Raw genomic sequence first — 26,287 nt, 5'->3', positions numbered from 1 at the left:
AGCTTAGCTGCTTTCAACCAATGAGCTTTCTGTAAGTGTTAGCAGTTTGAGCCAAGTATCTATTTTTTCTACTTTTGCAGAAGAATCTTTATTAGCGCTTAGAATGCTCTTCTCATACTCAAGCTCGGTACGCAAAGAAACATTTTTAGCCCGTGCCGACAAAATGTAAGGGAATACTGATGGTTTAGTTAACCATACCGAATATTCGTCCCAAGTCATGCCTAAGAACTCATGCAATTCTTGATCTTGCCCTGCTTTGTTATCGTGCCACAAATCAATAAAATCATCGATCTGATCAGCCTCAGTATTGCCGGAAAGACACAATTCGATAAATGTTGCCATCATTTCTTAGTTCTGTTTGCTTATTTTTCTTCCTTTAACCGCAGGCTTAATTCGCTTACCAGTGATTGGACATGCCACACCAATGTGTGTACCTCTTTTGTTGAATACTTCAACTTCACCATGAAGTGAATCCCACATGTAGTAGCGATTTTCAGCTTTATCTTTGTAGACTTTTCTACCAGCCTCAATTCCTACAACTTTACATTCATCTAGGATTGAAGGCTTCGGGATTGGTTTGCCGCCCACTGGATAATCCTTGCTTAATTATAACTCCAGCCACAAGATGCATAGAGCTTAGCCACATTAATTATACCGTCTTAAATTTTGTTTTTATCATTTTAATGTCTTGCGTTAACTAATATTTTTCTTCTCATAACCAAAAGCCCAGGCGCTGCATAGCTAACAGCAACCTGAGCTTGAAAGATATTTTTTTTGGAATTCCTAACTTATCGTGACGAGCGATCGCCAGATTTATTTGATTTCACTCAGTACCGCACGAGCCGCTGTCAGGGTAGCAGCGATGTCTTCATCACTGTGGGCAATCGCCGTGAATCCTGCTTCAAACTGCGACGGAGCTAGATACACACCATGCTCTAACATGCCGCGATGGAATTTGCCAAACTTGGCGGTGTCACAGGTTTTGGCATCTTCATAGTTATAGACCTGGCGATCGGTGAAGAACATGCCGAACATGGCGCTGATTTGATTACCAGTGGCAGCATGGCCAGTTTCATGGGCGATCGCCAACATGCCATCGGCCAGCTTTTTGGTGATGCGATCGAGCTGCTCATAGGTGCCAGGGCGATTGAGGATTTCCAGGGTTTTAATACCCGCCGTCATCGCCAAGGGATTCCCAGAAAGAGTCCCGGCCTGATACATTGGGCCAGCAGGAGCCACCATTTCCATAATGTCCTTGCGACCACCATAGGCACCTACGGGCAAACCACCGCCGATGATTTTACCCAGGCAAGTGAGATCGGGGGTGATCCCAAACTTTTCTTGAGCGCCGCCATAGGCGATCCGAAACCCAGTCATTACCTCATCAAAGACCAGTAGTGCGCCATTGGCATGGGCTACTTCTTTAAGCCCTTCCAAGAATCCTGGCTTGGGCACAATACAGCCGGCATTACCGACCACTGGCTCTAGAATAATTCCAGAAATTTGATCGGGGTTCTCGGCAAATAGTTTTTTAACTGCTTCAAGGTCATTGTAGGGAGCAGTGAGGGTGCTGGCGGTGGTGGACTTGGGCACACCAGGGGAGTCGGGTAAGCCCAGGGTGGCTACCCCAGAACCAGCCTTAACCAAAAACATATCCGCATGGCCGTGGTAACAGCCCTCAAATTTGATTACCTTGTCGCGCCCCGTGAAAGCACGCATCAGCCGTAATACCGACATGCAAGCCTCGGTGCCGGAATTAACAAACCGCACCATTTCAATGCTGGGCACAGCGGCGATCACCATTTCCGCCAGTTGGTTTTCCAGAACGCAGGGCGCACCAAAACTAGTTCCTTTGTCTAGACATTTGTGCAATGCTTCGATCACTTCGGGGTGAGCATGGCCAACGATCGCCGGCCCCCAGGTACCCACATAGTCAATGTAGCGATTGCCATCGATGTCCCAGGCATAGGCACCATTGACGCGATCGAACACCACCGGTTCACCGCCAACGGATTTAAACGCCCGCACTGGTGAACTTACGCCACCGGGCATCAGATTTTTAGCTTGGCTAAATATTTCTTGGGATTTGGTATTTTTATATGCCTGTGCAACCATGTCGATATCTTAAATTAATGATTAATTGTGTGCTTTAGTTTTTGTCTATATGTAAATCTAGCTCAAGTGGCGATTGTTTCTGGCAATATCTAGATGTTTCTTAACTTATGTAACTAACTGTAAGCAGCGATCGCTAGCTCCCAGTCAATTGCTCCTTGATATTGAGGGTATTTAGCAACCATGCGGTTAGTCGATCGAGCTGGTTTAGGCTTTTAGGCTAGTTATCATGACTAACTACGATCGTGCCAGTAAGCTTGGGCTGACTAGAGACATCTGGATTACAATCATAGGTATTACATCCAGCTAGCTATATTTACCTGGTGTGCAACTATTTCCAGGCCATTGATTTTAGGTCGTTTGAGCGATCCAAAATATCAAGATCCAGGTTAACTAGCACGAGGATATAAGGGTTTCAGAGTTTTAGTTGCACATCGCGTTATATTTATATATTTATATTTAATAGCTCAATAGCCCTCCGCAAAATCAACTACTCAATTGAGATTATCAGGGTTGACCCATCCACAACTGCAATCAGCAACCGCAAGAATTTATTAAGGAAAGTATGAGGCCATGAATCACAGCAGACGCAGATATAGCCGATATAAACAACAAAGATTAATGTGGCGATCGCTGTTTTTGCTGTTGTTTGCGATCGTCTGCTCGTTGTTCCTGGTTGGTTGTGCGGGCACAACTACCAATAATGGTATTGGCGGCGATGTTAAGAGCAATCGACTGGTGGCGAATATTCTGGGCGATCCCAAAACCTTTAACCCGCTCCTGATTACCGATGCCACTAGCTCCACAATCATGACCTTTGCCACCAATAGCATGATTGGCCAGGATGGTGTTACCGCCGAAATCACCCCCGAATTGATTGAAAGTATGCCGGAGGTTTTGGATGATGGTTTGCGGTATATTTTCACCCTGCGTGAAGGGCTGAAATGGTCGGATGGCGAACCACTCACCGCCGATGATGTGGATTTTACCTACAATCGCTTAATTTTCAATGAAGACATTCCCACCAGCAGCCGCGATGTGATGCGGATTGGCCAAAGCCAGCAACTGCCTAAGGTAGAAAAGCTCGATCAACGGCGGATTCAATTTACCTTGCCAGAAAAGTTTGCCCCCTTCCTGCGCACTGTGGCCGGAGCTACAATTATGCCCAAGCACATCATTGAGCCAACCCTGGAAAAAGATACCGATGGCAAGCTCAAGTTTTTGGAAACCTGGCGTGTAAATGATCCGGTTAACCAGATTGTGGGTGCTGGCCCCTATGTTTTAAGTAGCTATCGCCCCGGTGAGCGAGTGATCCTGAAGCGCAATCCCTACTATTGGCAGCAGGGCAAGCCGGAGATCGAAGAATTTGTGTTTCAGCAGGTTAGTTCGGCGGATACGGCACTTTTGCGGTTTCGATCGGGCGATCTCGATGTCTATGGTTTGCGCGGCGAAGATTTTCAGTTGCTTAAAAAAGAAGAAGATAAACGCAACTTCACGATCTATAACAGCGGCCCGAATACCGGCCAAACTTTTATATTCTTTAATTTGAATAAGGGCAGCAATCCAGAAACTGGTAAGCCCTTTGTGGAACCCTACAAATCCAAATGGTTTAATGAAGTTAAATTCCGGCAAGCAGTGGCCTATGCGATCGATCGAGAATCGATGATCACCAATATCTATCGTGGCCTGGGCGATCCCCAAAACTCCCCTGTATCCGTGCCCAGCCCCTATTTTAGGTCTGCTGAAGAAGGGCTGAAAGCCTATGACTATGATCCCGAAAAGTCAAGGCAATTATTGCAAGAAGCCGGATTTAAATACGATGCGGAAGGAAGACTACGCGATAGCGATGATAATCTAGTTAGATTTGCCTTGCTCACCAATGCCGATAGTAACCCTGTGCGCGGGGCGATCGGCTCACAGATTAAAAACGATCTCGATCAAATTGGCATCACCGTAGACTTTACCGGCATCGATTTTAATATTTTGATCGGCAGAATTGATAATTCCAAGGAATATGAAGCGATCATCCTGGGGTTTACGGGTGGGGTTGAACCCTATAGCGGCAGGAACCTATGGGCGGTAGATGGCAATCTTCACATGTTTAATCAGGGAGCCAAACCCGGCGAGCCAGAAATCCCTGGCCATGAGATTTCTGATTGGGAACGCAAAATTGATAATTTGTTGGTCAGTTCGGCGCAAGTAATCGATGAAGCGGAGCGCAAGAAGGTCTTGGGTGAGTTTCAACAGGCAGTGCAGGAAAATTTACCCCTGATTCACCTGGTGGTTCCCTATTCCCTTGGTGCAGTGCGCGATCGGGTGGAGGGGGTCAAGTTCTCAGCGATTCAATCCAGGGTGGTCACTAAGGCATTTTGGAATATTGATGAACTCACAATCACTAAATAATTAAGATCTTGCAATTTTTTGGCTATGAGATATAAGAGCTGATCGTAAATACAAATCGTCGAAGTGAATAAACAAAAAAAAAGAGGTAGGCTTTTATGCACAACCTCTTTCTAGATCTTTTATCTATCTTCTACTCTTGCTCAAACGATTGGTTAGTAATCATTTAATTGAGAAAAACTAAATTGAGAAAAACTAACGCTTAAACAGCTTCCTAACTCGTTCAAACAGGTTATTATCAATGAATTTATGTGTTCGGCTAATTATGCCATCCCTACTATGCTGATTCACTGGCAGGCGTAAGGCTGAGCTTGAAAACCTTACTTTTTTCTTCCTCCGCTTTGGGCAAAGTTAGATGTAAGATGCCGTCCTTGTAATCAGCCACGGATTCGGTGTTTTTGACTCTGGCAGGTAAGGGAATAACTCTTTGGAATGTGCCATAACGGAACTCAGAACGAGTCATCCCTTTTTCTTCAGTGGTCTTTTCATATTTGCGCTCACCAGCGATCGAAACCGCATCAGCAGTCACTTGAATATCTAAATCATCAGGATTTAAGCCTGGTAATTCTAGCTTTAACAATACTGCATCATCGTTTTCGTCAAGTTCCACGGCTGGCGCAAAGGTATTGCCGTTAAAAATACCTTCTGAAGCCGGTACTAAGGAATCGAAAATCCGATTCATTTCCCTTTGCATAGAATCAATTTCGCGGAATGGTTGCCAACGTACTAAGGCCATAATAGTTCCTCCTGAACTTAATCTTTTCGCTTAACTTAACTTAACTTAATTAGGTTTATGACTTCACCCAATCCATCAAGAATTCTGACTAGAGTTAATTAATGGGACTAGGTGCTCAGGTTGAAGTGTTCTTGCTGGACTACGCGCCTTGATCAAATTGGATTTACCAATTGTTGAAAATTAGGCTCACTACCTTTCGCAGTCAGGCATTAGGAACAATCTCAACCTGATATAACTATATCAATCCCAAGTAAATAAGCTGGTTCGGTTTTAACCCTCATAGAGGATCGCATTACCGAACTTCTGGTTAATTGTTGTCTTGATTGTAGTCAAACTTAAGGCTCTTCTTTGCCTGCACTGAGCAACTTAGCGATCGCCCCTTCCAGCATTGGTGGCAGGCTGCGTAAAATTTTCTGCTTTTGCATATCCACTGCCACGATCGTCACCGTTGCCGTCACGCAAAGCTGAGTTTTGGTAATTACCTCATGCTCAAAATTGATCCGCAGCTTGTTAGGCATGGTGATCCGAGAACGCACGATCGCGTCTTCACCCATTTTGATCGCATGGTGATAGCGAATTGATAGATTCATCACTGGCAAGTCCATGCCGGAGGCAACCAGTTGATCAAAATCCACCCCCGCCGATCGTAAACATTCGATTCGGGCTGCTTCCATCCAGCTCACATAAGTGCCATGCCACACTACGCCGGCATAGTCTGTGTGGTGCGGGTAAACCCGGACTGGAAAGTTAAACCAGCCATCGTACATGATGTCTTTGATGTCTTTATTGGGGAGGGCAGCGGGTGGTAGTTTTGCCATGTTGCTAAAAATTTAAGCCAGGATATGGGTAAAGTTAAGGTAAGAGCGTTAAACAGGATGCGATCGGCTCAACTCATTAATTACCATAGATCACTATAAACATTGTAAATACATGCGTTAACATCTTTTAGTTTATTTGCTGATCTGCACCCAAAAAATAGGGCGATCGCAATTCAGCAAAACAACCGAAGCCAGCGCATAACAAAAATCCCTAAACTATGTTCAGACGCAAGCATAGGAGACAGGGAAAATGCCTATAGAATTAGCCAGTAAAGCAAATTATAGACTGAATATATCCAGCTTAGCGATCGCTTCCCTCCTCAGCCTATCCCTGAGTTTGTTAATTACCAATCCAGGTCGATCGCAAGAACCCTTCTCCCAGCTCGATCTACAAGAGATTAACGAATTTGACCAATTCCAAACTAATTACCAGAGAGACTTACAACTACTGGAACTAGCCCGCACTGGCCAAACCGAAGCAATCCGATCGCTGGTGCGCCAGGGAGCCAACCCCAACATCCGCGATCAATATGGTTGGACACCAATGCTGTGGGCATCCGTGAATGGCCATACGGATACAGTGAGAGCTTTGATCGCCCTGGGGGGAGATGTGAACCTGCCCAATGACTACAATTGGACTCCGCTGATGTGGGCGGCGGGAAGTGGCCACAATGAGATCGTACGCATTCTCCTGGCCGTGGGCGCAAGCACCTTAGCCGAAGATAGTAATGGCTGGACACCACTGATGTGGGCGTGGGATGGCAGGCATTTTGACACGGTGGAACTGATCAAGAATGCGCCATCTTTTGATTGATAATTAACTAATAATTAGATTATTAATTATTCAGCATAGGCTTCCAAGGGCAAACAGGAGCAGACAAAGTTGCGATCGCCGAAGGCATTGTCAATCCTGCCTACCACTGGCCAGAACTTATGTTCCTTGAGCCAAGCTGCCGGGTAGGCGGCCTGTGCGCGGGAATAGGGATGCTGCCATTCAGTGGCCATCAATGATTCCGCTGTGTGGGGTGCATTTTTGAGCGGGTTGTCAGTGCGATCCATTGTACCTGCTTCGATCGCGCGGATTTCTTCCCTAATCGCAATCATCGCATCACAGAAACGATCGAGTTCCGCCTTGGATTCGCTTTCCGTTGGTTCCACCATCATCGTACCTGCCACTGGCCAGGAAACTGTGGGGGCATGGAAGCCATAATCCATCAAGCGTTTGGCAATATCATCCACTTCGATCGCCGCTGAGGTTTTGAGCTGACGCAGATCGATAATGCATTCATGGGCAACCAGGCCATTCTTACCGCGATAAAGCACAGGGTAATGGGGCTGCAAGCGGTGGGCAATATAGTTCGCATTGAGGATCGCTGCTTCGGTTGCTTGCTTGAGCGCTGTGGCTCCCATCATGCGGATATAGGTCCAGGAGATCGGCAGGATGCTAGCACTACCCCAGGGGGCGGCGGCAACTGCTCCCACGCCTTCCGCTTGTGCTGATTCGTTAAGGGGATGCCCCGGCAAGAACGGTACTAAATGGGTTGCCACACCGATCGGGCCGATTCCAGGGCCACCACCACCGTGGGGAATGCAAAAAGTTTTATGTAAGTTCAAATGGCAGACATCCATGCCAAAATCACCAGGACGGCACAGTCCCACCTGGGCATTCATATTCGCGCCATCCATATAAACCTGACCACCATGCTGATGCACAATGTCGCAGATTTCCACAATCTCGGTTTCAAATACACCGTGGGTGGATGGATAAGTCACCATCAGCGCCGCTAGCTGTGATTCATGCTTGATCGCCTTGGTGCGCAGATCCTCAAGATCGATATTGCCTTCATCATCACAGGCCACTGCCACCACTTTCATTCCTGCCATTACCGCACTGGCTGGGTTAGTGCCGTGGGCGGATTGGGGAATCAAGCAAATATTCCGGTGCGCTTCACCCCGGCTTTGATGATAGGCGCGAATGGTGAGCAGTCCGGCATATTCCCCCTGGGAGCCAGCATTGGGCTGCAACGAGATTCCGGCGAAACCAGTAATTTCCGCCAGCATTGCTTCTAATTGTTGAAACAATACTTGATAGCCTTTGGTTTGCTCGATCGGCGCGAAGGGATGAATTTGGCCGAACTCTGGCCAGGTCACCGGCACCATTTCGGCGGTAGCGTTTAGCTTCATCGTGCAGGAACCTAGGGGAATCATCGCCGTAGTGAGCGATAGGTCTTTGGCCTGCAATCGATTCATGTAGCGCAGCAATTCGGTTTCGCTGTGATATTGATTGAATACTGGGTGAGTCAAATAAGCACTGGTGCGGTTTAATTCAGTGGGAATATTTAGCAGCTCGCCATTTTGGACGTGGATTTCCTGGGCAATATCGATCGCCGTGAAGTCAGGCTGTCCATTCGCAAAGATGGTAAATAAATCATCCAGGTCGGCTAAGGTAGTGGTTTCATCTAGACTAATGCCGATCGCAGTTTCACTGATGGGGCGGAGATTGATTTGTTTAGCGATCGATCGCTTGATCAACTCTTCACTTGTTGCTTTAGCCTGCCCATTTTGAGTATTGCCATTTTGTGCACTAGCACCAGCCAGATTAACTGCGATCGTGTCAAAGAAGTAATTATTGGCGATCGTAAACCCTAGCGATTCGAGTCCTGCGGCCAGGATTGCGGTCAGGAAATGCACCCGCCGCGCAATTTGATTTAAGCCAGCGCTACCGTGATAAACCGCATACATACTGGCGATCACTGCCAAAAGCACCTGCGCCGTACAAATATTACTGGTGGCTTTCTCGCGGCGAATGTGTTGTTCGCGGGTTTGCAAAGCTAGGCGCAACGCATTGTTACCATGCACATCCTTGGAAACACCAACAACTCGGCCAGGTACTTGACGCTTATAGGCTTCCTTGGTGGCAAAATAAGCAGCATGGGGGCCACCATAGCCCAATGGCACGCCAAACCGCTGGGTATTGCCAACCACCACATCAGCACCAAATTCACCAGGGGGCTTGAGCAGGGTCAGGCTGAGTAAATCGGCAGCCACGATCGCCAAGCCACCAGCACCATGCAATTGCTCAATGCAAGTTTGATAGTTATGAATTGCGCCATCGGTGGCAGGATATTGCCACAAAGCGCCAAATACACCGGCTTCACCAGGCTGACTAAAGTCAAAGCTAGTATGATCGCCCACAATCACTTCGATCGCCAATGGCAGGGCACGGGTTTTGATCACTGCGATCGTTTGGGGATGGCAAGCCTCGGACACAAAGAACTGATTACTTTTGCCTTTATAAACGCCATAAATCATGGTCATTGCTTCTGCCGCCGCGGTGGCTTCATCCAGCAGCGAAGCATTGGCGATCTCCATGCCGGTTAACTCGATCGCCATGGTTTGAAAATTAAGCAGGGCTTCGAGACGACCCTGGGCAATCTCTGCTTGATAGGGGGTGTATTGGGTGTACCAACCGGGATTTTCCAAAATGTTGCGTTGAATCACCGCTGGGGTGATGCAGTTGGCATAGCCCATGCCAATCAAGGAACGAAATACCTGATTGTGGCTGGCGATCGCTTTTAATTCTTTGAGCAATTCATATTCGCTCTTGCTGGCGGGTAAATCCAGGGGGCGATCGCTGAGAATTTTGGCGGGCACAGTTTTTGCGATCAGTTCATCTATGTTCTCAAAACCCAGCACTGCAAGCATATCCTGAATATCAGTCGCTCTAGGGCCAATGTGGCGATCGGCAAACTGATCCCCAGCTAGTTCTGGCAAGGAATTTAGGAGGCTAGCATATTGGGCTTCAGCGCCATTAATACTTGATTTGCTTGATTTACTAGTTGTCTCACCCATATTCCCCAACGCACGATCGGCATCTGGTGCTGCCATAGCAGGATTCGTTTGCACTTGTGTTGAAGGCTCTAACATAAACCGGACTGTCTCCAAATAGCTAAAACAACTGATATTTCTAACTAGGGATGTGGGATCAGAAATTTGCCCAAAAGTGGCTGAAATCCCCCTTCAGCAAGCTCCCTAATTAGCGATCGCTGTAGTAATAAATCTTTTCGTGCCCCGACTCTACTACTAGCACTCAACCCTAAACAATTTAATATTATCGGCGATCATCCCCTGGACAAGAGTACCCACAGATACAGATATTTAGGAGATGGGGATAGCTGATTTAAACCTGAGTTTGACAGATCTTAATCAACCCTAATCTGTGGTTACTACTACTCGACCACGTTAATTATGATTGGTCGCACTTTTGCAAAAGAGTTATCACAATCGCAAATTAAGCATCAAATTCTTTGTGGTGGACTACTACTCGTGCTTTGCCAATCTAGTGCCAGATGGGGTAGTCATGTAGTAGTAAAGATAGATAATTGGCAATCGATTTAAAATTCGGAGCTTAGCTTGTTTGGGTTATAGATATTCAACTATCTCCTAATCAATACCACCCACCAGCACATCAATGATCCTTACTTGTTCAGCACTACCTCAGATGATTATGATGCATGGCTTTATTTCAGGCCATATGGCCATATGTATAGTAAGCAACCTAGCTTAATCTATTAATCTTTAATGTGACTGATTGGATCGATTACTTGTGCAGCTTCAAAGAACCGCTTAGACAAGAATCAAGAATAGCGATCGGTTAAACCAATTATTCTTGCTGGTCAGGTGGAGCGCCAATCCCCAATTCTTTCTTGGATTTTTTTAGCTCTCGCCACAATTCCCGAATCTGTTGGTAGGCCTGATTAGAATTAATTTTCCCCCCAGTTTCCAACGCACAGACATAACCCACTTTCTGGGCAAATTCCTGCAAGTTGGCATTAAAAACCAAAGTCTCTGGCTTGAACTCGCCTTGATACTTGCTGATTGGATGCAAGAACTCGGATTTATCTGTCATAGTGCTCCTGAATGATTTTACCTAGTTCAACAACCAAGGCTACTAACATTATGCCTTGCCAAATTACCATCTCTCGATCATATTGCTAATTCTAATCATCTGAAATTCAGCAATATTCAGGTTAAGGGAAGGTAAAGCGATCGCTCTGGTGCTGATTAGGAGTATGTTTGGAAAGTAATTAATCAATCAAAGTAATTAGTCATGGCATGCAGCCAACTTGAATTAAGTCAATAGTGATCTTGATCTTAATTTTTTGAATCTTAGTTCTAGCTCTGGTAGGTGTTACATAGCATAGAGGCACTTTATAGGTATTTATTATTTATATAATTTGTATCTCTACGGCATCACCACGCCTGGATTATGGGCAAACCCAGCACAGGGCAATAATTTCCAGGACTAAATATACGAGCTAAATATACAAATAGCGATCGCCACCCTAAGATTAAGAATAATCCCGCTTATTTTCAATTCAAGCGGCAAGCCCAGCAAATTAGCAAATCAGCAAATCAGCAAATTAGTAGAGAGGAGCAAAGCAGTTGGAAAGCCTGCTACTACAGATTTTAGCGATCGTTTTTGGCGCATGTGTAGGCAGCTTTCTGAACGTGGTTGTCTATCGGGTTCCGGCGGGAATTTCGCTGGTTTCGCCCCCGTCACACTGCCCCAAATGCGAGACCCAACTAAAGCCAAGGGATAATATTCCGATCGTAGGCTGGTTTTTGATTGGCGGCAAATGTAGATATTGCAAAGCCCCGGTGTCATGGCGCTATCCTTTGGTAGAAACAATCACCGCTTTTTTGTTCTGGTGCATTGCCTGGCGGTTTGGTTTTAGTGTCTCGATCGCCCTGTTGGCCACCTATGGACTATTTGTTAGCTGGTTGATTTCCCTTTCGCTGATCGACTTTGACACCATGACGCTGCCAAATGTATTAACCCAATCGGGATTGGTGGCGGGGTTGGCAGTACAAATTACCAAGCCCTGGATCGCCCCTGCTTTAAGTGGCAATAGTGCTAACCATTTATTAGCCGGAATTGCTGGCGCTGTAGTTGGTATTTGGCTGTTGGATGCGATGCGGGTGCTGGGCTCAATCATGCTAGACACCGAAGCCATGGGTGCAGGAGATGCCAAACTAGCAGCAATGATCGGTGCTTGGCTAGGCTGGCAAAAGGTTTTACTTGCGATCGTGATCGCGGCAGCCCTCGGCTCAATTGCAGGAATTTTAGCGATCGCCCTGGGTAAACTATTAAGGAGGCAAGCATTTCCGTTTGGTCCTTTTTTAGCGATCGGTGGATTCCTGTCTCTCTTATTTGGTACTGCCGTTATTAATACCTATTTACAGTGGTTTGGCCTGGGATAATGCCAGGAATGACTAAAAAACTAAAATAATCAAACAGCTAAACATCTCTATCTCCGCGTACCAAATAGTCAGGTAGAGCCAACTCTAATCGGCTGAGAATAAATATTACGGTGCCTTGATTCTTACATGCAGATCGATGATTTAGCCGCTATTCCACTCTCTCACTGTTACAAGACTTGAGACTTTAAATAGCTTAAACCAAATAAAAGCCTAGGTTCATAAATAACTAAACAATTCGATTGAGTAAACTGGTCAATACATGTCAGTATATGTTAGTTATTGTGGCCTTAGTGTTTATATCTAATAATGTAGATTGCTAGCTATAAATAGTGGAATCATTAACTAATTCCAGGTTGATAAATGGCGATCGCCAAGTCTCTGACTGGTTTGCCAAACAAGCATTCACAAACAATACAATCAACCGCACAACTATCTACAGCTTTATGCATTACTAAACCACTTTAAAAGCGCAATAATTCAACCTTTGTCATGGGATTAATGATCGCTAAATATTATTAAACAAAAACATTTTAATTAAGTCTTGATAAAAAACTTTAGTTTCTAAAACTAGCGATCATTCAATTATGTAAGAATATAAACTAACAAAACACACTCAAATATATCTAATGTTTTTTTACATACTATTGACAAAGTTACCTATCAGTCTATAATCCCAGCATTAGTGGTGTGATTAAGTTAATTAGCGGTGCACAAAAGCTATGAATAATTTCCTTAGTTTAATAGGTGGAAAACCCCCAGGTGTCGGCATAGAAGTAAATTCGGAACGGGTCAATATTGTTCAACTCAAATCTAAAGGTCAGGCTGGCTATAAATTGGTAAATCACGCCACTTCCACTTTAGATGAGGGAATTGTTGAAGAAGGGCGGATTAATGATCCGATCGCCCTAGGTGAAATTATTCGCGGCTTGATGTCGGATAACAAAATCAAAGCCAAAAAAGTTGCTACCGCAGTGCCAGGCAGAGAAACAGTCAGCCGCCTGATTAAATTACCCGCTGAAATTCCCGATGATGAGCTGCGCGAAATGGTATTGAACCAGGAAGCTAGCTTATATTTGCCCTTCCCCCGCGAGGATGCGGATGTGGATTATCAAAAGCTAGGTACAAGTCTTGACGACGATGGGATCGAGCGATTAGAAATTTTGATGGTGGCCACGCCGCGTGAAGTCACTGACATGTATCTGCAAACCATGGAAATTGCCCAACTTGATGTTGACATCGTTGAGGTGACCAGTTTTTCAATTATTCGCAGCCTCAAAGAGCAGCTCGCTCGCTTCCAAACTATGGCAGAGGCAGTGGCGATCGTAGACATTGAATATGAGTCCACTGAAATTACGATCACCGTTGATGGCGTACCACAATTCTCGCGCACGGTTGGCATTGGTACTGAGCAAATTCAAAATGCCCAACTGCGGGCAATTAACTTACCACCTCGGCGCAACACTGACATGGAAATGCTCTCAGCCATGACGGTGCCAATCCAGACGATCGATACCGCCGGGTTGGCAGGTGGTAGTGGCAATAGCCCTGGGGATGCGGCAATTTTGCGAGTGCTGGGCGATCTATCCGATGAACTGCGGCGATCGATTGATTTCCATACCAGTCAAACCGCTGGATCGGATGTGGTGCAATTGTTATTGGTTGGCCCAGGAGCTTGCATTGGCCAGCTCAATGAATTTTTCTCACAGCGATTGGGTATTGCCGTCACCCAGGTTGATCCTCTGGATGCACTAGCTGTAAGTGCAGATGATGATCTGTCAGTACCAGAGCGAATGGCAATGGTTGTAGTTTTGGGACTAGGCATTAGGGAGGCTTAAACAAAAATGTACGATCTTGATATCAATTTTCTTAACGATCGAGAAGTTGCGGCGGAAATAGCCGAGCAACAACCGATCGAAGATAAAAAACTAATCTTTATTGGTCTAGGGGTCGGTGCAGCAGCGCTGGCTGCGGTGGGGATGATTTTTCTCGTTCTAGGCGGCAGACTGAATCAGCTAGAAACTGAATTAGCTGCCCTCACTGCAACCGAGACCCAATTAAACTCGCAACTGGCGGCGCTATCTTCTTCCGAGCAGGAAATCGTGGCCATTAATCAGCGCACTGAACAGGTGGTCGATCTGTTTGTCTCTGACCTGCCTGCCTCAGCTCTGATGCAAGACATTCGCAGACGAGCTACCCCACTTAATCTGCAACTCAGCTCTTTAGTTAGAGATAATCTGGTAGTGACGATTTCTGGACAAGCTTCTACCTTTGATGATGTCAATAACTACGTTCTAATCCTACAAGATTCCCCTTTCCTAGATCCTAGTGGCACTAAGTTGGTGTCTGCCACCATTGGTGATGCTCCGGCTAGTAGCCAGGACGTGCAGACAGTTCCCCTGGTAGATTATAAAATCACGGCCAGAATCACCGATGCCAGCTTACTCACCTTGCTACCAGAACTACAAAGAGCTGGTGCAGAAGGGGTAGTCCAGAGAATTTCGTTGTTAAAAGAACAGGGAGTGATTGAAAATGACAGCTAACCTTGGTGCGGCTGACGATTTTGAAGAAGGCGTAGGAGGTGGTGGAGTCACCCTATTCGGGGTCAACCTCTCTAGCCGGGTATTAGGGATTATTCTTGGTGTCGGTCTGGTCGGTGTGTCTGGTTGGGTGTTTTTAAACTATACCAAGCCCCGCCTCGATCGAATTAATCAAGCTGAGGCCGAAATTACCCAGAAGCAACAATCGATCCAAAATTTGGAAGCCCAGATCGCCAGTAAGGCTGGTGTGGCTGGATCAGTTGATGATGCCAGAGACCGTAATCGCACTGCCCTCTCATTCCTGCCTGATGTCGATGTAACCGATACCTTGCTTTTGGATTTGAATGCTCAGCTACCGGAACCACGAGTGGTTTCCAATTCGTTGGCTTCGATTGAATTTGCCGGTGCACTAGAGAGTTTTACCCCCAGCACAACCGGTGCGATCGCAACCGAAGAGATTGATTCGCAATTTGTGGCTCAAACCTTTTCGGTTACCTTTTCTGCTACCTATCAAGACACCCTAGACTATATGCAGCGCATTGAAAGGCTCAGACCTTTACTAGTGGTAAAAACTTTTAGTGTAGAAAAGGCATCAACGGAAATAGCCTTAGGTGGCAGTCTAGAATTAACCGATGAGCAAGAAAAAGCGATTCTGGCTAATTTTCCACCTCTGCTAGATACCAAGTTCACCCTGCAAACCTATGTTGCTATTCCTGAAGAGGCTTTGTTGGCTCTAGAGCAGCGAGATCGAGAGGCAGTAGCAGCAGCAGCGGCGGCAGCAGCGGCAGAAGCAGAAGCAGCAACAACGCCGTAGTTAGATTTACATTAAATTTACCCAGACAATCATAAATTTTGATAACATGTCTTGGTCAGGTGGTTTAGTTTCGCAAGCTAGTGTGTTAATAGTTTTCAATGTGGTTTAGATGATGAGGAGTTCAGCACCATGGATAAACGATCTTTATTTTGCTGGCTGATGGCAGCAACGGTATTCCCCCAGATGTTTCTGGCGATGCCACTAAATGCTAGAGCAGCACAAAATTCAAATAAAGAAGCTTCTGAATCAGAATTAGTAGAAGCGAATTCAGCGAATCCTAATTCCAGAGTTATGGGTCGGCGTCAGGCTGTAGAGGCTTTAAAAATAGCTCAGGCGCGAAGTAATCAACGTAACATTCCCGATAATGCGGTTCCTAAGACTGCAACAGTGCCTGTAGATAACACCTCAGAAGAGGCTCTATTTCAGTCTCAGGTAACTGTTACCACCAAAGATGGGAAGCCTCGTACTTCTCAACCAATCCCGCCCACAGTGCCTCCAGTGCATCCCCAGTTACCTGGCCGGATTCAAGGGGTAGTGCCACCGCTGCAGCGTCGCCCAGTACCACCTCCGGTTGGCGACATCGCTGTTAGCAATACCCTGCTCCGTCCTGATCTTATTGATTTGGGTAGCGCGGAACGAGTGCCCAGAATTTCTTTGCGAGAGGCTCCGGTTAGGGATGTATTAGCTCTGATCGCCAGAGTTGCGGGTCTGAATGTTGCTTTTGCTGATGATATGTCGGGTCAGACAAACACTGCTGCCAACCAAAGTAATCCCGCCGATCGGCGTATCTCTCTGGATATTGAGAACGAAACTGCACAGGATGTATTTAATAATGTTTTGCGATTGACTGGTTTGGATGCTAACCGGATTGGCAAGACTATCTTTGTAGCTGCTAATTTGCCAATTACACTCAAAAACATTGTCACGCGTAGCTATCGCCTGAACCAAGTCACTGCTGGAGAAGCTTCGGCATTTCTGGTTAGCTTGGGCGCAGAACGGGCGATCACCAGACAGAGGCCGATCCCAGGGGCGCAAGCTGCAGAAGTTGGCTCCGGTGGCGTGGTCGTTCAGAATATTCCCCTAGAAGAAGTACCGGTTCTGGAAAGTATTCAACGGGATGAGAATTCTCTAGCACCATTAAGTGGGCTTTCCGTAATCGCAGAAGAGCGGACTAATTCAATTACCTTGGTCGGAACTCCTAGCCAGGTTGAGTATGCCTCTGCCCAGCTAGCCAGACTTGATATCCGCAAGCGTCAGGTGGCGATCAATGTCAAGATTGTGGAAATTAACTTGACCGAATCTCAGGGATTCTCGGCCAATTCCTCCTTTGGGATCGATAATACCTTTGTGACCGTGAGAGATGGTACGGCGGTGCTCAACTTTGGGGAGCTTAATGCGGCTCCTGCTACCACTGATGGTGATGTATTCTCACGGCCAGTTGGTAATAATCCCTTGGCAGGCACACCATTATTTGTCAATCCTGATGGTACACAACTTACCCAAGATCCGATCTCAGGTGAATTTGTACCACTCCAACAAAACCAGCCAGGCTCACCATTTACAGATAGTCCTACAACTCCTGGTATTTCTGGAATAACTCCACAGCGCAACGCTGTACCAGGAAATGCTCCTAGAATTGTTGTAGATCCAACCACCGGCCAACCAATTCTGGATGGTACAAATGGTGTTCCTGGTGTTCCTGCCACCTATTACCTCAATCCCGGTGGCGTAATCAATGCTAACCTACCTGGCTTACCACCAGCGCTCCAGACAGGACCGTTTGGGAATACACCAATCTTGCTTGATCCTGACACAGGTGCCCCAGTTTTGGCTACAGCACCTGTTGATGCCCAAGCACCACAACCATCCTTTATTGGTCAAGCGGCACAACTAGCTTATTCCTTGCCTCAGATCTTCCAATATCCCAGACAGTTCCTATCCAGGTTGGAAGCTAGTATCACCAGTGGCCATGCCAAGTTACTAACCGATCCAACCCTATTGGTACAGGAGTCCGAGACGGCCAGAGTTGATCTAGGTGATGAAATCATCCAGATTGATACTTCCGGTAACCCAGTGATTGAAACTGCGGGCTTGAGCTTGAATATCAACGTGGTGCGGATTGATGATAATGGATTTATTAACCTATCGATCGCGCCGACGATCGCCAGCATTGGAGACACGCGAAATATTTCGACCGATAACTTTGCTGGCCCAGTAGATTTGCTGATCAAGCGCGAACTTGAATCTGGTCAAATTAGATTGCGTGACAACCAAACCTTGATCCTGACTGGGGTAATTCAAGATGTCGATCGTCAGATTATAAACAAAGTACCGTTCTTTGGTGATTTACCTATCCTTGGTACCCTGTTTAGAAGTGAAAGCACTGAGAATACCCGTAACGAGGTTGTTATTCTAGTTACACCAAGGATTCTTGATGATAGTGAATATGCTAGCCAATATGGTTATACCTATCAACCAGGTCCAGAAGTACAACAGGTACTTGACAGCAACGGTATTCCGTTCAGATAAGGAATATAGAACAGGTTGACTACTATTGACTTCCTCTCTTAGTTCTTAAATGAGTAAAGGAGCGCAACTAAACCATGTGCTCCTTTTTATTTCTTGCTTACTCCTTACTCCGATATGTTGCAAAGAGAATTGCTCAGAACAATAAATATATGCTGGCAATACTCGTTTGGGAAAAGCTCTATTATTCAATTCATTTTAAGTTGGTTGTTGATTGGGCATATTATTCATGGGTAGTTTTAGCTATAAATGATATTTGGCCATAGAATTGCAACTTACTCAAGATTCATTTGCATTTACTAAAAAAACTTACTTCTAGACCATTACCTAATGCATATAGGTTTGTCCTCCTCTCACCTATAATGCAATCAGAGCTATTATTAATAGCTAGTAGTTTGCTAAGCGCCAGTCTGATCCGATCAATTGATTGATTGATTCTGAAAGTCTGAAAGTAGGTGTCCAAGCCTTGCTCTCTCATCGGCTGAGTTTCGACAGAATAGGGCTGAGGCTGATCTTCTACCGTTGGTTAATCGGTTAATAAAAAACCTGAAGTATTGAAGTTGCGATATAAATGCCAGTTAATTACTCTAGCTGCCTAGCCATAAAGCTTAGATTAATTCAAAGCTAATCTAGAGCTAAATCGACTCATATTCCGATCAGCCAATTGCTGTATCAGCTTACATTAGGCAGTTAGAACTTATATCTCAATTATCTCAATTTTGAGCTCAAACCAATGCATAGTTTAAACTTAAAGAGGGATATCATCACCAGTTCTAGCCGGTAAGGTATCAATGAACCGTCTGTACTCAGATAAATACTGCTCTAGCAAAACAAGCTGAGATAAATTAAGGCGATAGTAGATCCACCGACCTTCCTGACGACCGGTGATTAGCTCTGCTTCCTTGAGGGTTTTTAGATGGAAAGAGAGCTTGGATTGGGTTACATCTAGTCGATCGCAAAGTTCGCAAACGCAATATTCCTGTTGCTTTAACAATTCTAGAATACGAATCCGCAAAGGATCGGAAAGAGCGTGAAAACCAGAGGTTGTTAGATTTGACTTATCAAGTTTGACTGTAGGCATATGACAATAAAATTGATTGATTATTTCTCAAGCGAAATCTCTCCACATACGAATAGCTCAATTATATTCAATATCTTTGCGGTTGCATAGAGTAAAACCAAAGCTTTTCGCAAAAAAGATTGATCTAAGTCTATAGAAATAGTTGAAAAACTCTACATCCCTTAACCACTGATGTAGCTATTATCTGCGTCAGCTTACAAAACTATGGTTAAGCATTAGTTAACGGAGGCAAAAATATTTATTAATTGCCAGCAATTGAAAATAATTGGTATGAATTGAGCTGTGAAAATTTACGATCTACAGATCAAATTCAACATTCCTAAAACGTAAACATACCCTTGCTACTTAGTATAGACGAGATCTATATTGATTTTAAGCAATTTAAATTACAAAATTGCTTGTTTTGAAATTTACGAAAAATAGCAATAGCCAATATCCAAAAAAATTTGATTATTAAGAAAACTAGATTTCAAGTAGGCTTTAACCAGAAATTTTGAAGTCTCATGCTATTAAACTAAAAAAGTTAAACCAACTTAACTTTGGCAAAATTAATTGACCTTTATATTCAGTTGTCGTAGGCTAAATAAGCTGATTTTGTAGGCCAAAGTAGATCTATTTAGTGATAGAAGAAATGGGTTGCGCAGAAATAAAAAATATTGCTAGAAGTAAATTAGCAAGTTAGCATTAGGTTGGAAGTTTTGGCAAAGCTCCTAATGATTTTTGTAGCCATTTGTTAGGTGAGGAGATGAAAACATTTACGCTCATTTCGATCGCCACAATTGCGATCGCCCCCGCGATGATTGCCCCTGCCAATGCGAATAATACTTTAAAGTTATCTAGCCTTGAGCATAGTCATAGCTTGATTGACGGTAACAAGCCTGGGGCGGTTTTGCAGAACACCAATATGCAACAGGTTAACCTGCGAGCTGCTAACCTCAGCGGTATTTCCTTAATCAAGGCGGTGCTGGCAGGAGCTAATTTGAGTGATGCCCAATTAATTAATACGGATTTGAGGGATGCCAATCTCTCCCAGGCGGATTTGTCGGGTGCAGATCTATCGGGGGCGAATCTGGCCGGAACCTTGCTGGTGGATGCTAACTTAACCAGTGCGATCGTGACACCAAACCAACTTAGTGATGCTTATCTTTGTCACACTACTTTGCCGAATCGCACCATTAGCGATCGTAATTGTCCGGAGTGAATTTCAATCAACTTCAATAGTTAAAGAATAACTTTGAAGGAAGCAGTTTTTGACTACTCCTAATTAATTCATTGAGGGTGGAGAATTACAAGTACCGCTCAAAATTAAGTTCTCAATGGGTTGATTAATTTTGTGAAGCTAATAGAACAGATGTAGTCATGATTTAGTCATTCCCGATCGCGTCAGGGAAGCTATCTACCAAAGTTTTCAGGGCTGGGCAAACATCAGCGTTATCGGTAAGATTGTCTCGATTGTTCCAGCTAAATGGTGCGGAACGAGCCGCAGACAACCACAGCAATCGCTTCGCTCTGGTCATGCCCACATACAGCAATCGAAATTCTTCCGCCTGTTTGAGGCTCTGGCATCGACTCCAGGCTACAGTGGGATCGGGGATCAGTTCGCCGTGAATCATGGCGCGAATTTGGGCGCGGGCAACTTCTGGCAACGTGAATTCGCCTAAGAACTTAACCGCCTCCTTCTGAAATAGTTCGCCAGGAATGATTCGCTTATGCAAAAACGGCATGAATACCACATCCCAATCCAGCCCCTTAGCCTTGTGCATACTGATTACGGTCAATTGACCTGAACGGGTGTAGCGATCTTCGAGGTTCTCATCTTCAACCGCTTCAAAACTCTCGGAAGTTACGATATCCTGCAAGGCTGCCACCATTGCCGCTAGATTATATTCCTCTAGTTGCGAACTAAGCCGATCGCTAAGTTTGTCGGCAGTAGCTAGTTCTCCCTGGTCATACCTTAATGTGAGGGCAATAAAAGCGATGAGGTTATATGGGGGTAGCTCCAGTTTGGCACGCAGCAGCCCGGTGCAAATATGCCTTGCTGCGATCGCAATGGGGGTGAAGTTGGGATCAAGTGCGGTGGGATATAAAAACTGTTCCGGTAAGCTGGCCAGGGCATCGAGATCCTGGGGCTTAATAATTTGCCGTTTGGACAGAACCCGCAGCGCTGCTTTGAGGTTATCCGGTGAATGGGGGCGATCGAGGAATTGCAATATGGCTAGCATGTCTTCTGGTACGCGGGAACGGCGATCGCGTTGTTCCACGTCATAAACGCGAATGGGATCAGGGTGATCGCGGTTGAAGTTTTCCAGTTCCTCGCACACAAACCGACCTTGATTATGTTGCCGTACCAGCACCGCCATGCTTAATTCTGGATTCTGCGCCAATAGCTGCTGGGCGCGATCGTAGAGCAAACGTACTGTATGGTTGATATTAGGCGGGAAATTAATTTCTAGGCCATTACCACGGCTTGGCAATGGGGCGGGATTGGCATTGGGTTGGGGATCGCCAGGATCGACGGCACGAATATGTTGCTGCCGGAATGGTGGTTCCGGTTGGGCATAGGTTGAGCTATTCACCCAATCTAAAACCTGATTGGCGCTGGCCATAATCCTGCTGCTGCTGCGTCCGGCTTGATCGAGGCTGACCAATCGCCCCCGGCTCTGGGCGCGATCGCAGAATTGATTAAAAAAGCGCGGATCGGCATTCGTAAAAGTGGAATTAATTGCTTGATTGGGATCGCCCACCCGAATTAGATTTAAGTTTTGATTCTCTGGATGCCTCTCTTGCTGCCCCTCTTGATTGTTAGCGCCGTCAAGATTAACAACAGATTGGCTATTATTCCTCTGCTCAAGATCTCGATTCTGGCGATCTAAATCAGCGCGATCGCCACCCATCTCAGCATCTCTACCCTGTGGCCTCACTACTGCCAATTGTTCGAGCAATTTAGTTTGTAATGGTGAAGAATCCTGCGCTTCGTCTTCAAACACCGCAAATACCCGTTCCTGCCAATATTGCTGCACGGAATCCTGAGCCAGTACCCGCAGCGCCCCCAGAATCATATCGTCATAGTCAATCATGCCCTGCTTATGCAACAGGCTTTGATAGGTTTCATATAAACCAGCGGCGACCTCTAAAATTTCGCCCGCATCTGCATAGCGCAAGTCATCCGGCGATAGTTTGGCACTCTTGGCCGTGGCGATCGCCTCCCGTGCTAGGGCTGGCAGCACTTCGGTGCGTAGGATCGTCTGCCGCCGCAATCGCTCTGCATCTTCGCCATCAAACCCCCTACCTTCCAACAACATCTCATATAAGCGAGGATTTTTCCGCAACCATCGATTCGCCGCCTGTTTAATTAAACCCAGCTTGCGCGGCTCAGAAATTATCTGGGTTTCCGCCGCACTAAATCCCGACAATTCAGCATGGGAACTGGCAATACTAAAAGCCAAACCATGCAAAGTATTCACCGTAAAGGCGCTTTGGGGCAATCGCAACTCTTGTAGATGTTTACGAATTTTGCGGCGAATGTTGCTGGCTGCCGATCGGGTGAAGGTAACCACCACCAATTGCCGCTGCCGACTGAGTTGATTGTTGGCGATCGTAATCACTGCCGCCACCGCCATGCCGGTTGATTTCCCTGCCCCTGGCACTGCCGAAACTGCCAGCTCTCCGCTTTGCCATTGCGCCATCTGTTGCTGTCCGGCTCGCAAGGAAGCATGTAATTCGGCCAGTTGGGTTGCCAGTTGCGGTGCGATTGTCATAGTTTAATTAGCTTCAATTTATAAGGCTTCGGGTTATAAGGCTTCGGGGAAGCTTTGGGAATAAGCAGGAGAAATGTAAATGTAAACGTAAACAGTAGTAATCTATGCTAATTTCTTGGAACTTTTTGTGCAAATCTAAATCGCCTAGATCGCCTAGATCGCATCGGCATAAATCAATATGAACTGGGCATGATGCTGGAGCTAGAAAGATGAAATCCAAAATCCCTTATGCGATCGATCTAGGAATTGCAAATAAGTTGATATGATCTTCTCGCAATACCTACCTAATATTTTTTCAAGCAAGTTACTGTGTAATCATTGCTAGTTATATCAAGTTTGTGGCCAAGCATTCATTATTATTGCCAGCGAGATCTCTTGAAGTTGTGCGGAACAATCTCAGCCAAGTAGAGCCAGCAATTTCTAGTTAATGATCTCACAAAAATATTAGCAACAAGGTAATTGGGATCATGTTTTCGAAATCAACCAATTCCCAAATTTCCCATCACAGGAGTTCAATCGATCGCAAGATGAAGCAACGCATATTTATTAGCACCGGAGAAGTCTCTGGCGACTGGCATGGTTCAATCCTAGTGCAGGCAATGTTTGCCGAGGCAAAACAGCGTGGAATTGAGCTGGAAATTGTAGCTTTAGGTGGCGATCGGATGGCTGCGGCTGGGGTGAAGTTGCTGGGTAATACCGCCGCGATCGGTTCGATCGGCCTGACCGAAGCATTGCCGTTTGTGTTACCGACCATGCGATTGCAACGCCAAGCCAAGCAACAACTTAAGCAAGACCCGCCCGATCTGGCTGTTTTGATTGACTATGTGACCCCTAATCTGGCGATGGGGAGCTTTTTTCAAAACATACTCAACAAGCCAGTTACCTATTACATTGCGCCCCAGGAATGGGTCTGGTCATTTAAGGATAAAAACACCAAAATGATCGCTGGCTTCACCGATAAAATCTTTTCGATCTTTCCCCAGGAAGCCACCTACTACCGCAAGCATGGCGCAAATGTAGACTGGGTCGGACATCCATTGATCGATGAAATGGCCAAGGTGAGCGATCGTGCCATCTGTCGCACTGAGCTAGGCCTAGGTGAATCTGACCTGATAGTAACAATGCTGCCTGCGTCACGGGCACAGGAAATTAAATTCTTATTCCCGCCCATGCTGGAGGCTTGCCAGGCAATTAAGGCTAAATTGCCCCAGGTTAAATTTTTGCTGGCACTGTCTACGGAAAAATTCCGCCAGCCGATCGCCGATATGCTGAATCAATATGGGATCGAGGCAGAAATTGTCTATGGCAAATCTCACCAACTAATTCGGGCTGCTGATCTGGTGCTAACTAAATCTGGCACTGTTAACTTAGAAACTGCCCTACTGGGCGTACCCCAGGTGGTGATCTACAAAGTCAGCGCCAGTACAGTGTGGGTGGCCAGGAAAATCTTGGGCTTCTCGATTCCATTTATGTCACCGCCCAATTTAATCCTGGAGCGGGAAGTTGTGCCTGAATTATTCCAGGAAGCAGCCACCGCCACTAATATTGCTGAGGCTTGCTTAACCCTGCTGCAAGACCAAACGGTGCGATCGCAGACCCTAACGGACTATACCGAAATGCGCCACAAATTAGGCAAACCAGGTGCAGCCACCAGAGCCGCCCAGGGCATCCTTGATTTACTAACTCAGTCGTTAGCCACGCACCATAGTCTCTAAATAAAAATATTCCGGTTAATACATTCGACTAGTCCCATCTCGTCAATGATTTCGACTACGATGCCTAGATGGTCTAGGTGCTCTACCTTGATTTCCACTGGCTCGATTCGGCTTTTTCAAAATTACCTTATTTTATTTCTTAACCGCGAAATGTGGGTCTGAGCCACTCATTCATACTTCAAAAATACAATTATCCTATTCCAAAACCTGCGGAATGTGGGTTTTACGCAATATTTGATTTAACCTGACTACCAAGCGTTCTCAATTTCGTTCCGCTCTCAATTTTTTGTCCTGTACTTAGAATTAAGGAGTTACAAATTAAGTGCGACGACACAACAACCAACGCAAAGACACAGGGGGCTGTCGATCGGTAGGGAAAAGATCGCGTCCCCGTGACCAGCTTGGGAACCAATTAGTAGGCGGCCAGGCTTTCTCTGGCAAATGTTGCTTTTCGTAATCATAAACCGATTGATTGGCAATTATTTCCAGTGGTAGCTTTTGCAGCGCCGCATCCAACTCCGCTGGGGTTACCAAAAACGACCAGGCCACCTGCGACAATTCCCTAATCATTGGGGTTGGTTCATAGCCTTCGCTGGTTAGAAACAGGTTAAATAACAACAAACCCTGCGATCGCAGACAGTCACACATCCTGGCCAGCAACAATTCCACCTGATTAATATGCCGGAAATGGGGGATTACTTCAGCGGCAAAGATCAAGCCATAATGGGCGGGGCGAATTTTTAAGGCTGGATCTAAAACATTCCCTTCAATCACATTAATATTCAACCCCTCAGCAGTGGCGATCTTTTGCATTTGCTCTACAAACACAGGCGCTAGCTCGATCGCATCCACCGGATAACCCAGCTTAGCCAGCGGGAAGGTATTCCGACCATTGCCCGCGCCAATATCCATAATTGGGCATTTAGCCGGATCACTCGCCGCGATCGATTCCACCACCTCGATCACCTTGGCATCGGCATGGCTACCAAACAAAGAGCCTTCTCTGGTATCGACCCAGCGCTGATACTTATCCTCGATCGAGGGTACTTCGCTATTCACATTAATATTCAAGCCCTTGGTCAGCCCCACTGTGGGCGTAGGCGGCATATATCTAAACACCAGACGGGCGTAGGGGGACTTGGCAAAACCTTCTTCCAGGTGCTTACCGACAATGTTTGCCAGGGCTTGCTTTTCCTTGGTGGTGAAGTTCTGGCCGAGCGCCACCAGCAATGCATTAATTTGCGTTAAATAACGATCTTTGTAACTGGGAATGCAGGGAAAAACCAACTCTCCCCTTGCCGCAGTGAGGCTTTTAACCTTGAGGCGAGCCAGCTTGTCTAGGGCATCAGGATCATCGATCGCTTGATCGCTTAAATTCTGGGTCACATCAGGTACTGGCTTAGGTTGCTCTGGCGGAACGGCACTCACAAATATTTACTCCTTGAATTTTCTCCTTGAATTTGCTCCCTGAAAAGAATAATGCAATCGGGCTTGAATCAGATTAGAAGCGATCGGGTGATTTCAAT

General features: G+C 45.9%; 19 protein-coding genes. 9 read left to right on the top strand and 10 right to left on the bottom strand.

Annotated features, from left to right (window positions below; genetic code table 11):
• Positions 1–3: 3 nt before the first annotated feature.
• From PSE7367_RS00235 to hemL, 3 genes are all read right to left on the bottom strand, one after another.
• The gene (locus PSE7367_RS00235; RefSeq protein ID WP_015163341.1) at positions 4–345 is read right to left on the bottom strand and encodes a hypothetical protein; all 342 of its coding nucleotides are present in this window, start codon (positions 343–345) and stop codon (positions 4–6) included.
• A gap of 3 nt (positions 346–348) precedes the next feature.
• The gene (locus PSE7367_RS00230; RefSeq protein WP_015163340.1) at positions 349–588 is read right to left on the bottom strand and encodes a colicin E3/pyocin S6 family cytotoxin; all 240 of its coding nucleotides are present in this window, start codon (positions 586–588) and stop codon (positions 349–351) included.
• A gap of 225 nt (positions 589–813) precedes the next feature.
• A complete protein-coding gene (hemL, locus tag PSE7367_RS00225; RefSeq protein WP_015163339.1) occupies positions 814–2,115 on the bottom strand; it encodes a glutamate-1-semialdehyde 2,1-aminomutase in 1,302 nt (433 codons plus the stop codon).
• A gap of 570 nt (positions 2,116–2,685) precedes the next feature.
• On the opposite strand from hemL, the gene PSE7367_RS00220 reads away from it, so the two are divergent.
• Complete coding sequence (locus PSE7367_RS00220) at positions 2,686–4,515, top strand: ABC transporter substrate-binding protein (protein WP_015163338.1); 1,830 nt, start codon at positions 2,686–2,688, stop codon at positions 4,513–4,515.
• Positions 4,516–4,789: 274 nt separating this feature from the next.
• On the opposite strand, the gene PSE7367_RS00215 is transcribed toward PSE7367_RS00220, so the two are convergent.
• Complete coding sequence (locus PSE7367_RS00215) at positions 4,790–5,248, bottom strand: Hsp20/alpha crystallin family protein (RefSeq protein ID WP_015163337.1); 459 nt, start codon at positions 5,246–5,248, stop codon at positions 4,790–4,792.
• A gap of 335 nt (positions 5,249–5,583) precedes the next feature.
• Positions 5,584–6,066, bottom strand: a complete 483-nt coding sequence (locus PSE7367_RS00210; protein WP_015163336.1) for an acyl-CoA thioesterase — start codon at positions 6,064–6,066, stop codon at positions 5,584–5,586.
• A gap of 250 nt (positions 6,067–6,316) precedes the next feature.
• Here PSE7367_RS00210 and PSE7367_RS19855 point away from each other — a divergent pair, with 250 nt between their 5' ends.
• The gene (locus tag PSE7367_RS19855; RefSeq protein WP_015163335.1) at positions 6,317–6,880 is read left to right on the top strand and encodes an ankyrin repeat domain-containing protein; all 564 of its coding nucleotides are present in this window, start codon (positions 6,317–6,319) and stop codon (positions 6,878–6,880) included.
• A gap of 26 nt (positions 6,881–6,906) precedes the next feature.
• Here the strand turns inward: PSE7367_RS19855 and gcvP are convergent, their stop codons facing one another.
• Positions 6,907–9,993, bottom strand: a complete 3,087-nt coding sequence (gene gcvP, locus PSE7367_RS00200; protein WP_015163334.1) for an aminomethyl-transferring glycine dehydrogenase — start codon at positions 9,991–9,993, stop codon at positions 6,907–6,909.
• A gap of 736 nt (positions 9,994–10,729) precedes the next feature.
• Positions 10,730–10,975 carry a DUF7219 family protein gene (locus PSE7367_RS00195; protein WP_015163333.1) on the bottom strand — a complete coding sequence of 82 codons (246 nt, stop codon included), beginning with the start codon at positions 10,973–10,975 and terminating at the stop codon, positions 10,730–10,732.
• Between the two features lie 536 nt (positions 10,976–11,511).
• Here PSE7367_RS00195 and PSE7367_RS00190 point away from each other — a divergent pair.
• The 5 genes from PSE7367_RS00190 to PSE7367_RS00170 all read left to right on the top strand — a co-directional run bounded on the left by PSE7367_RS00190 (position 11,512) and on the right by PSE7367_RS00170 (position 18,210).
• Positions 11,512–12,330 carry a prepilin peptidase gene (locus tag PSE7367_RS00190; RefSeq protein ID WP_015163332.1) on the top strand — a complete coding sequence of 273 codons (819 nt, stop codon included), beginning with the start codon at positions 11,512–11,514 and terminating at the stop codon, positions 12,328–12,330.
• 719 nt (positions 12,331–13,049) lie between these two features.
• On the top strand, positions 13,050–14,165 hold the full coding sequence (pilM, locus tag PSE7367_RS00185; RefSeq protein WP_015163331.1) for a type IV pilus assembly protein PilM: 1,116 nt from the start codon (positions 13,050–13,052) through the stop codon (positions 14,163–14,165).
• Positions 14,166–14,171: 6 nt separating this feature from the next.
• The gene (locus PSE7367_RS19850; protein WP_015163330.1) at positions 14,172–14,870 is read left to right on the top strand and encodes a PilN domain-containing protein; all 699 of its coding nucleotides are present in this window, start codon (positions 14,172–14,174) and stop codon (positions 14,868–14,870) included.
• Positions 14,860–15,681 carry a hypothetical protein gene (locus PSE7367_RS00175; RefSeq protein ID WP_015163329.1) on the top strand — a complete coding sequence of 274 codons (822 nt, stop codon included), beginning with the start codon at positions 14,860–14,862 and terminating at the stop codon, positions 15,679–15,681. The genes PSE7367_RS19850 and PSE7367_RS00175 overlap by 11 nt, the downstream gene beginning before the upstream one ends.
• 129 nt (positions 15,682–15,810) lie before the next feature.
• Positions 15,811–18,210: a secretin N-terminal domain-containing protein gene (locus PSE7367_RS00170; protein WP_015163328.1), complete on the top strand. Its 2,400-nt coding sequence runs from the start codon at positions 15,811–15,813 to the stop codon at positions 18,208–18,210.
• Positions 18,211–18,955: 745 nt separating this feature from the next.
• On the opposite strand, the gene PSE7367_RS00165 is transcribed toward PSE7367_RS00170, so the two are convergent.
• On the bottom strand, positions 18,956–19,288 hold the full coding sequence (locus tag PSE7367_RS00165) for an ArsR/SmtB family transcription factor (protein WP_015163327.1): 333 nt from the start codon (positions 19,286–19,288) through the stop codon (positions 18,956–18,958).
• Positions 19,289–20,033: 745 nt separating this feature from the next.
• Here PSE7367_RS00165 and PSE7367_RS00160 point away from each other — a divergent pair.
• Entirely contained in the window at positions 20,034–20,489 is a 456-nt protein-coding gene (locus PSE7367_RS00160; RefSeq protein ID WP_015163326.1) for a pentapeptide repeat-containing protein, read from the top strand.
• Positions 20,490–20,652: 163 nt separating this feature from the next.
• On the opposite strand, the gene PSE7367_RS00155 is transcribed toward PSE7367_RS00160, so the two are convergent.
• Entirely contained in the window at positions 20,653–23,046 is a 2,394-nt protein-coding gene (locus PSE7367_RS00155) for an ATP-dependent helicase (RefSeq protein WP_015163325.1), read from the bottom strand.
• 467 nt (positions 23,047–23,513) lie between these two features.
• On the opposite strand from PSE7367_RS00155, the gene lpxB reads away from it, so the two are divergent.
• Entirely contained in the window at positions 23,514–24,761 is a 1,248-nt protein-coding gene (lpxB, locus tag PSE7367_RS00150) for a lipid-A-disaccharide synthase (protein WP_015163324.1), read from the top strand.
• A gap of 318 nt (positions 24,762–25,079) precedes the next feature.
• On the opposite strand, the gene PSE7367_RS00145 is transcribed toward lpxB, so the two are convergent.
• A complete protein-coding gene (locus PSE7367_RS00145; RefSeq protein ID WP_015163323.1) occupies positions 25,080–26,189 on the bottom strand; it encodes a class I SAM-dependent methyltransferase in 1,110 nt (369 codons plus the stop codon).
• Positions 26,190–26,287: the final 98 nt, after the last annotated feature.

The organism is Pseudanabaena sp. PCC 7367 (genome assembly GCF_000317065.1).
Lineage (GTDB): Bacteria > Cyanobacteriota > Cyanobacteriia > Pseudanabaenales > Pseudanabaenaceae > Thalassoporum > Thalassoporum mexicanum.
Note: the sequence above shows the minus strand (reverse complement) of the source record. Positions and strands in the feature narration are given on the sequence as shown.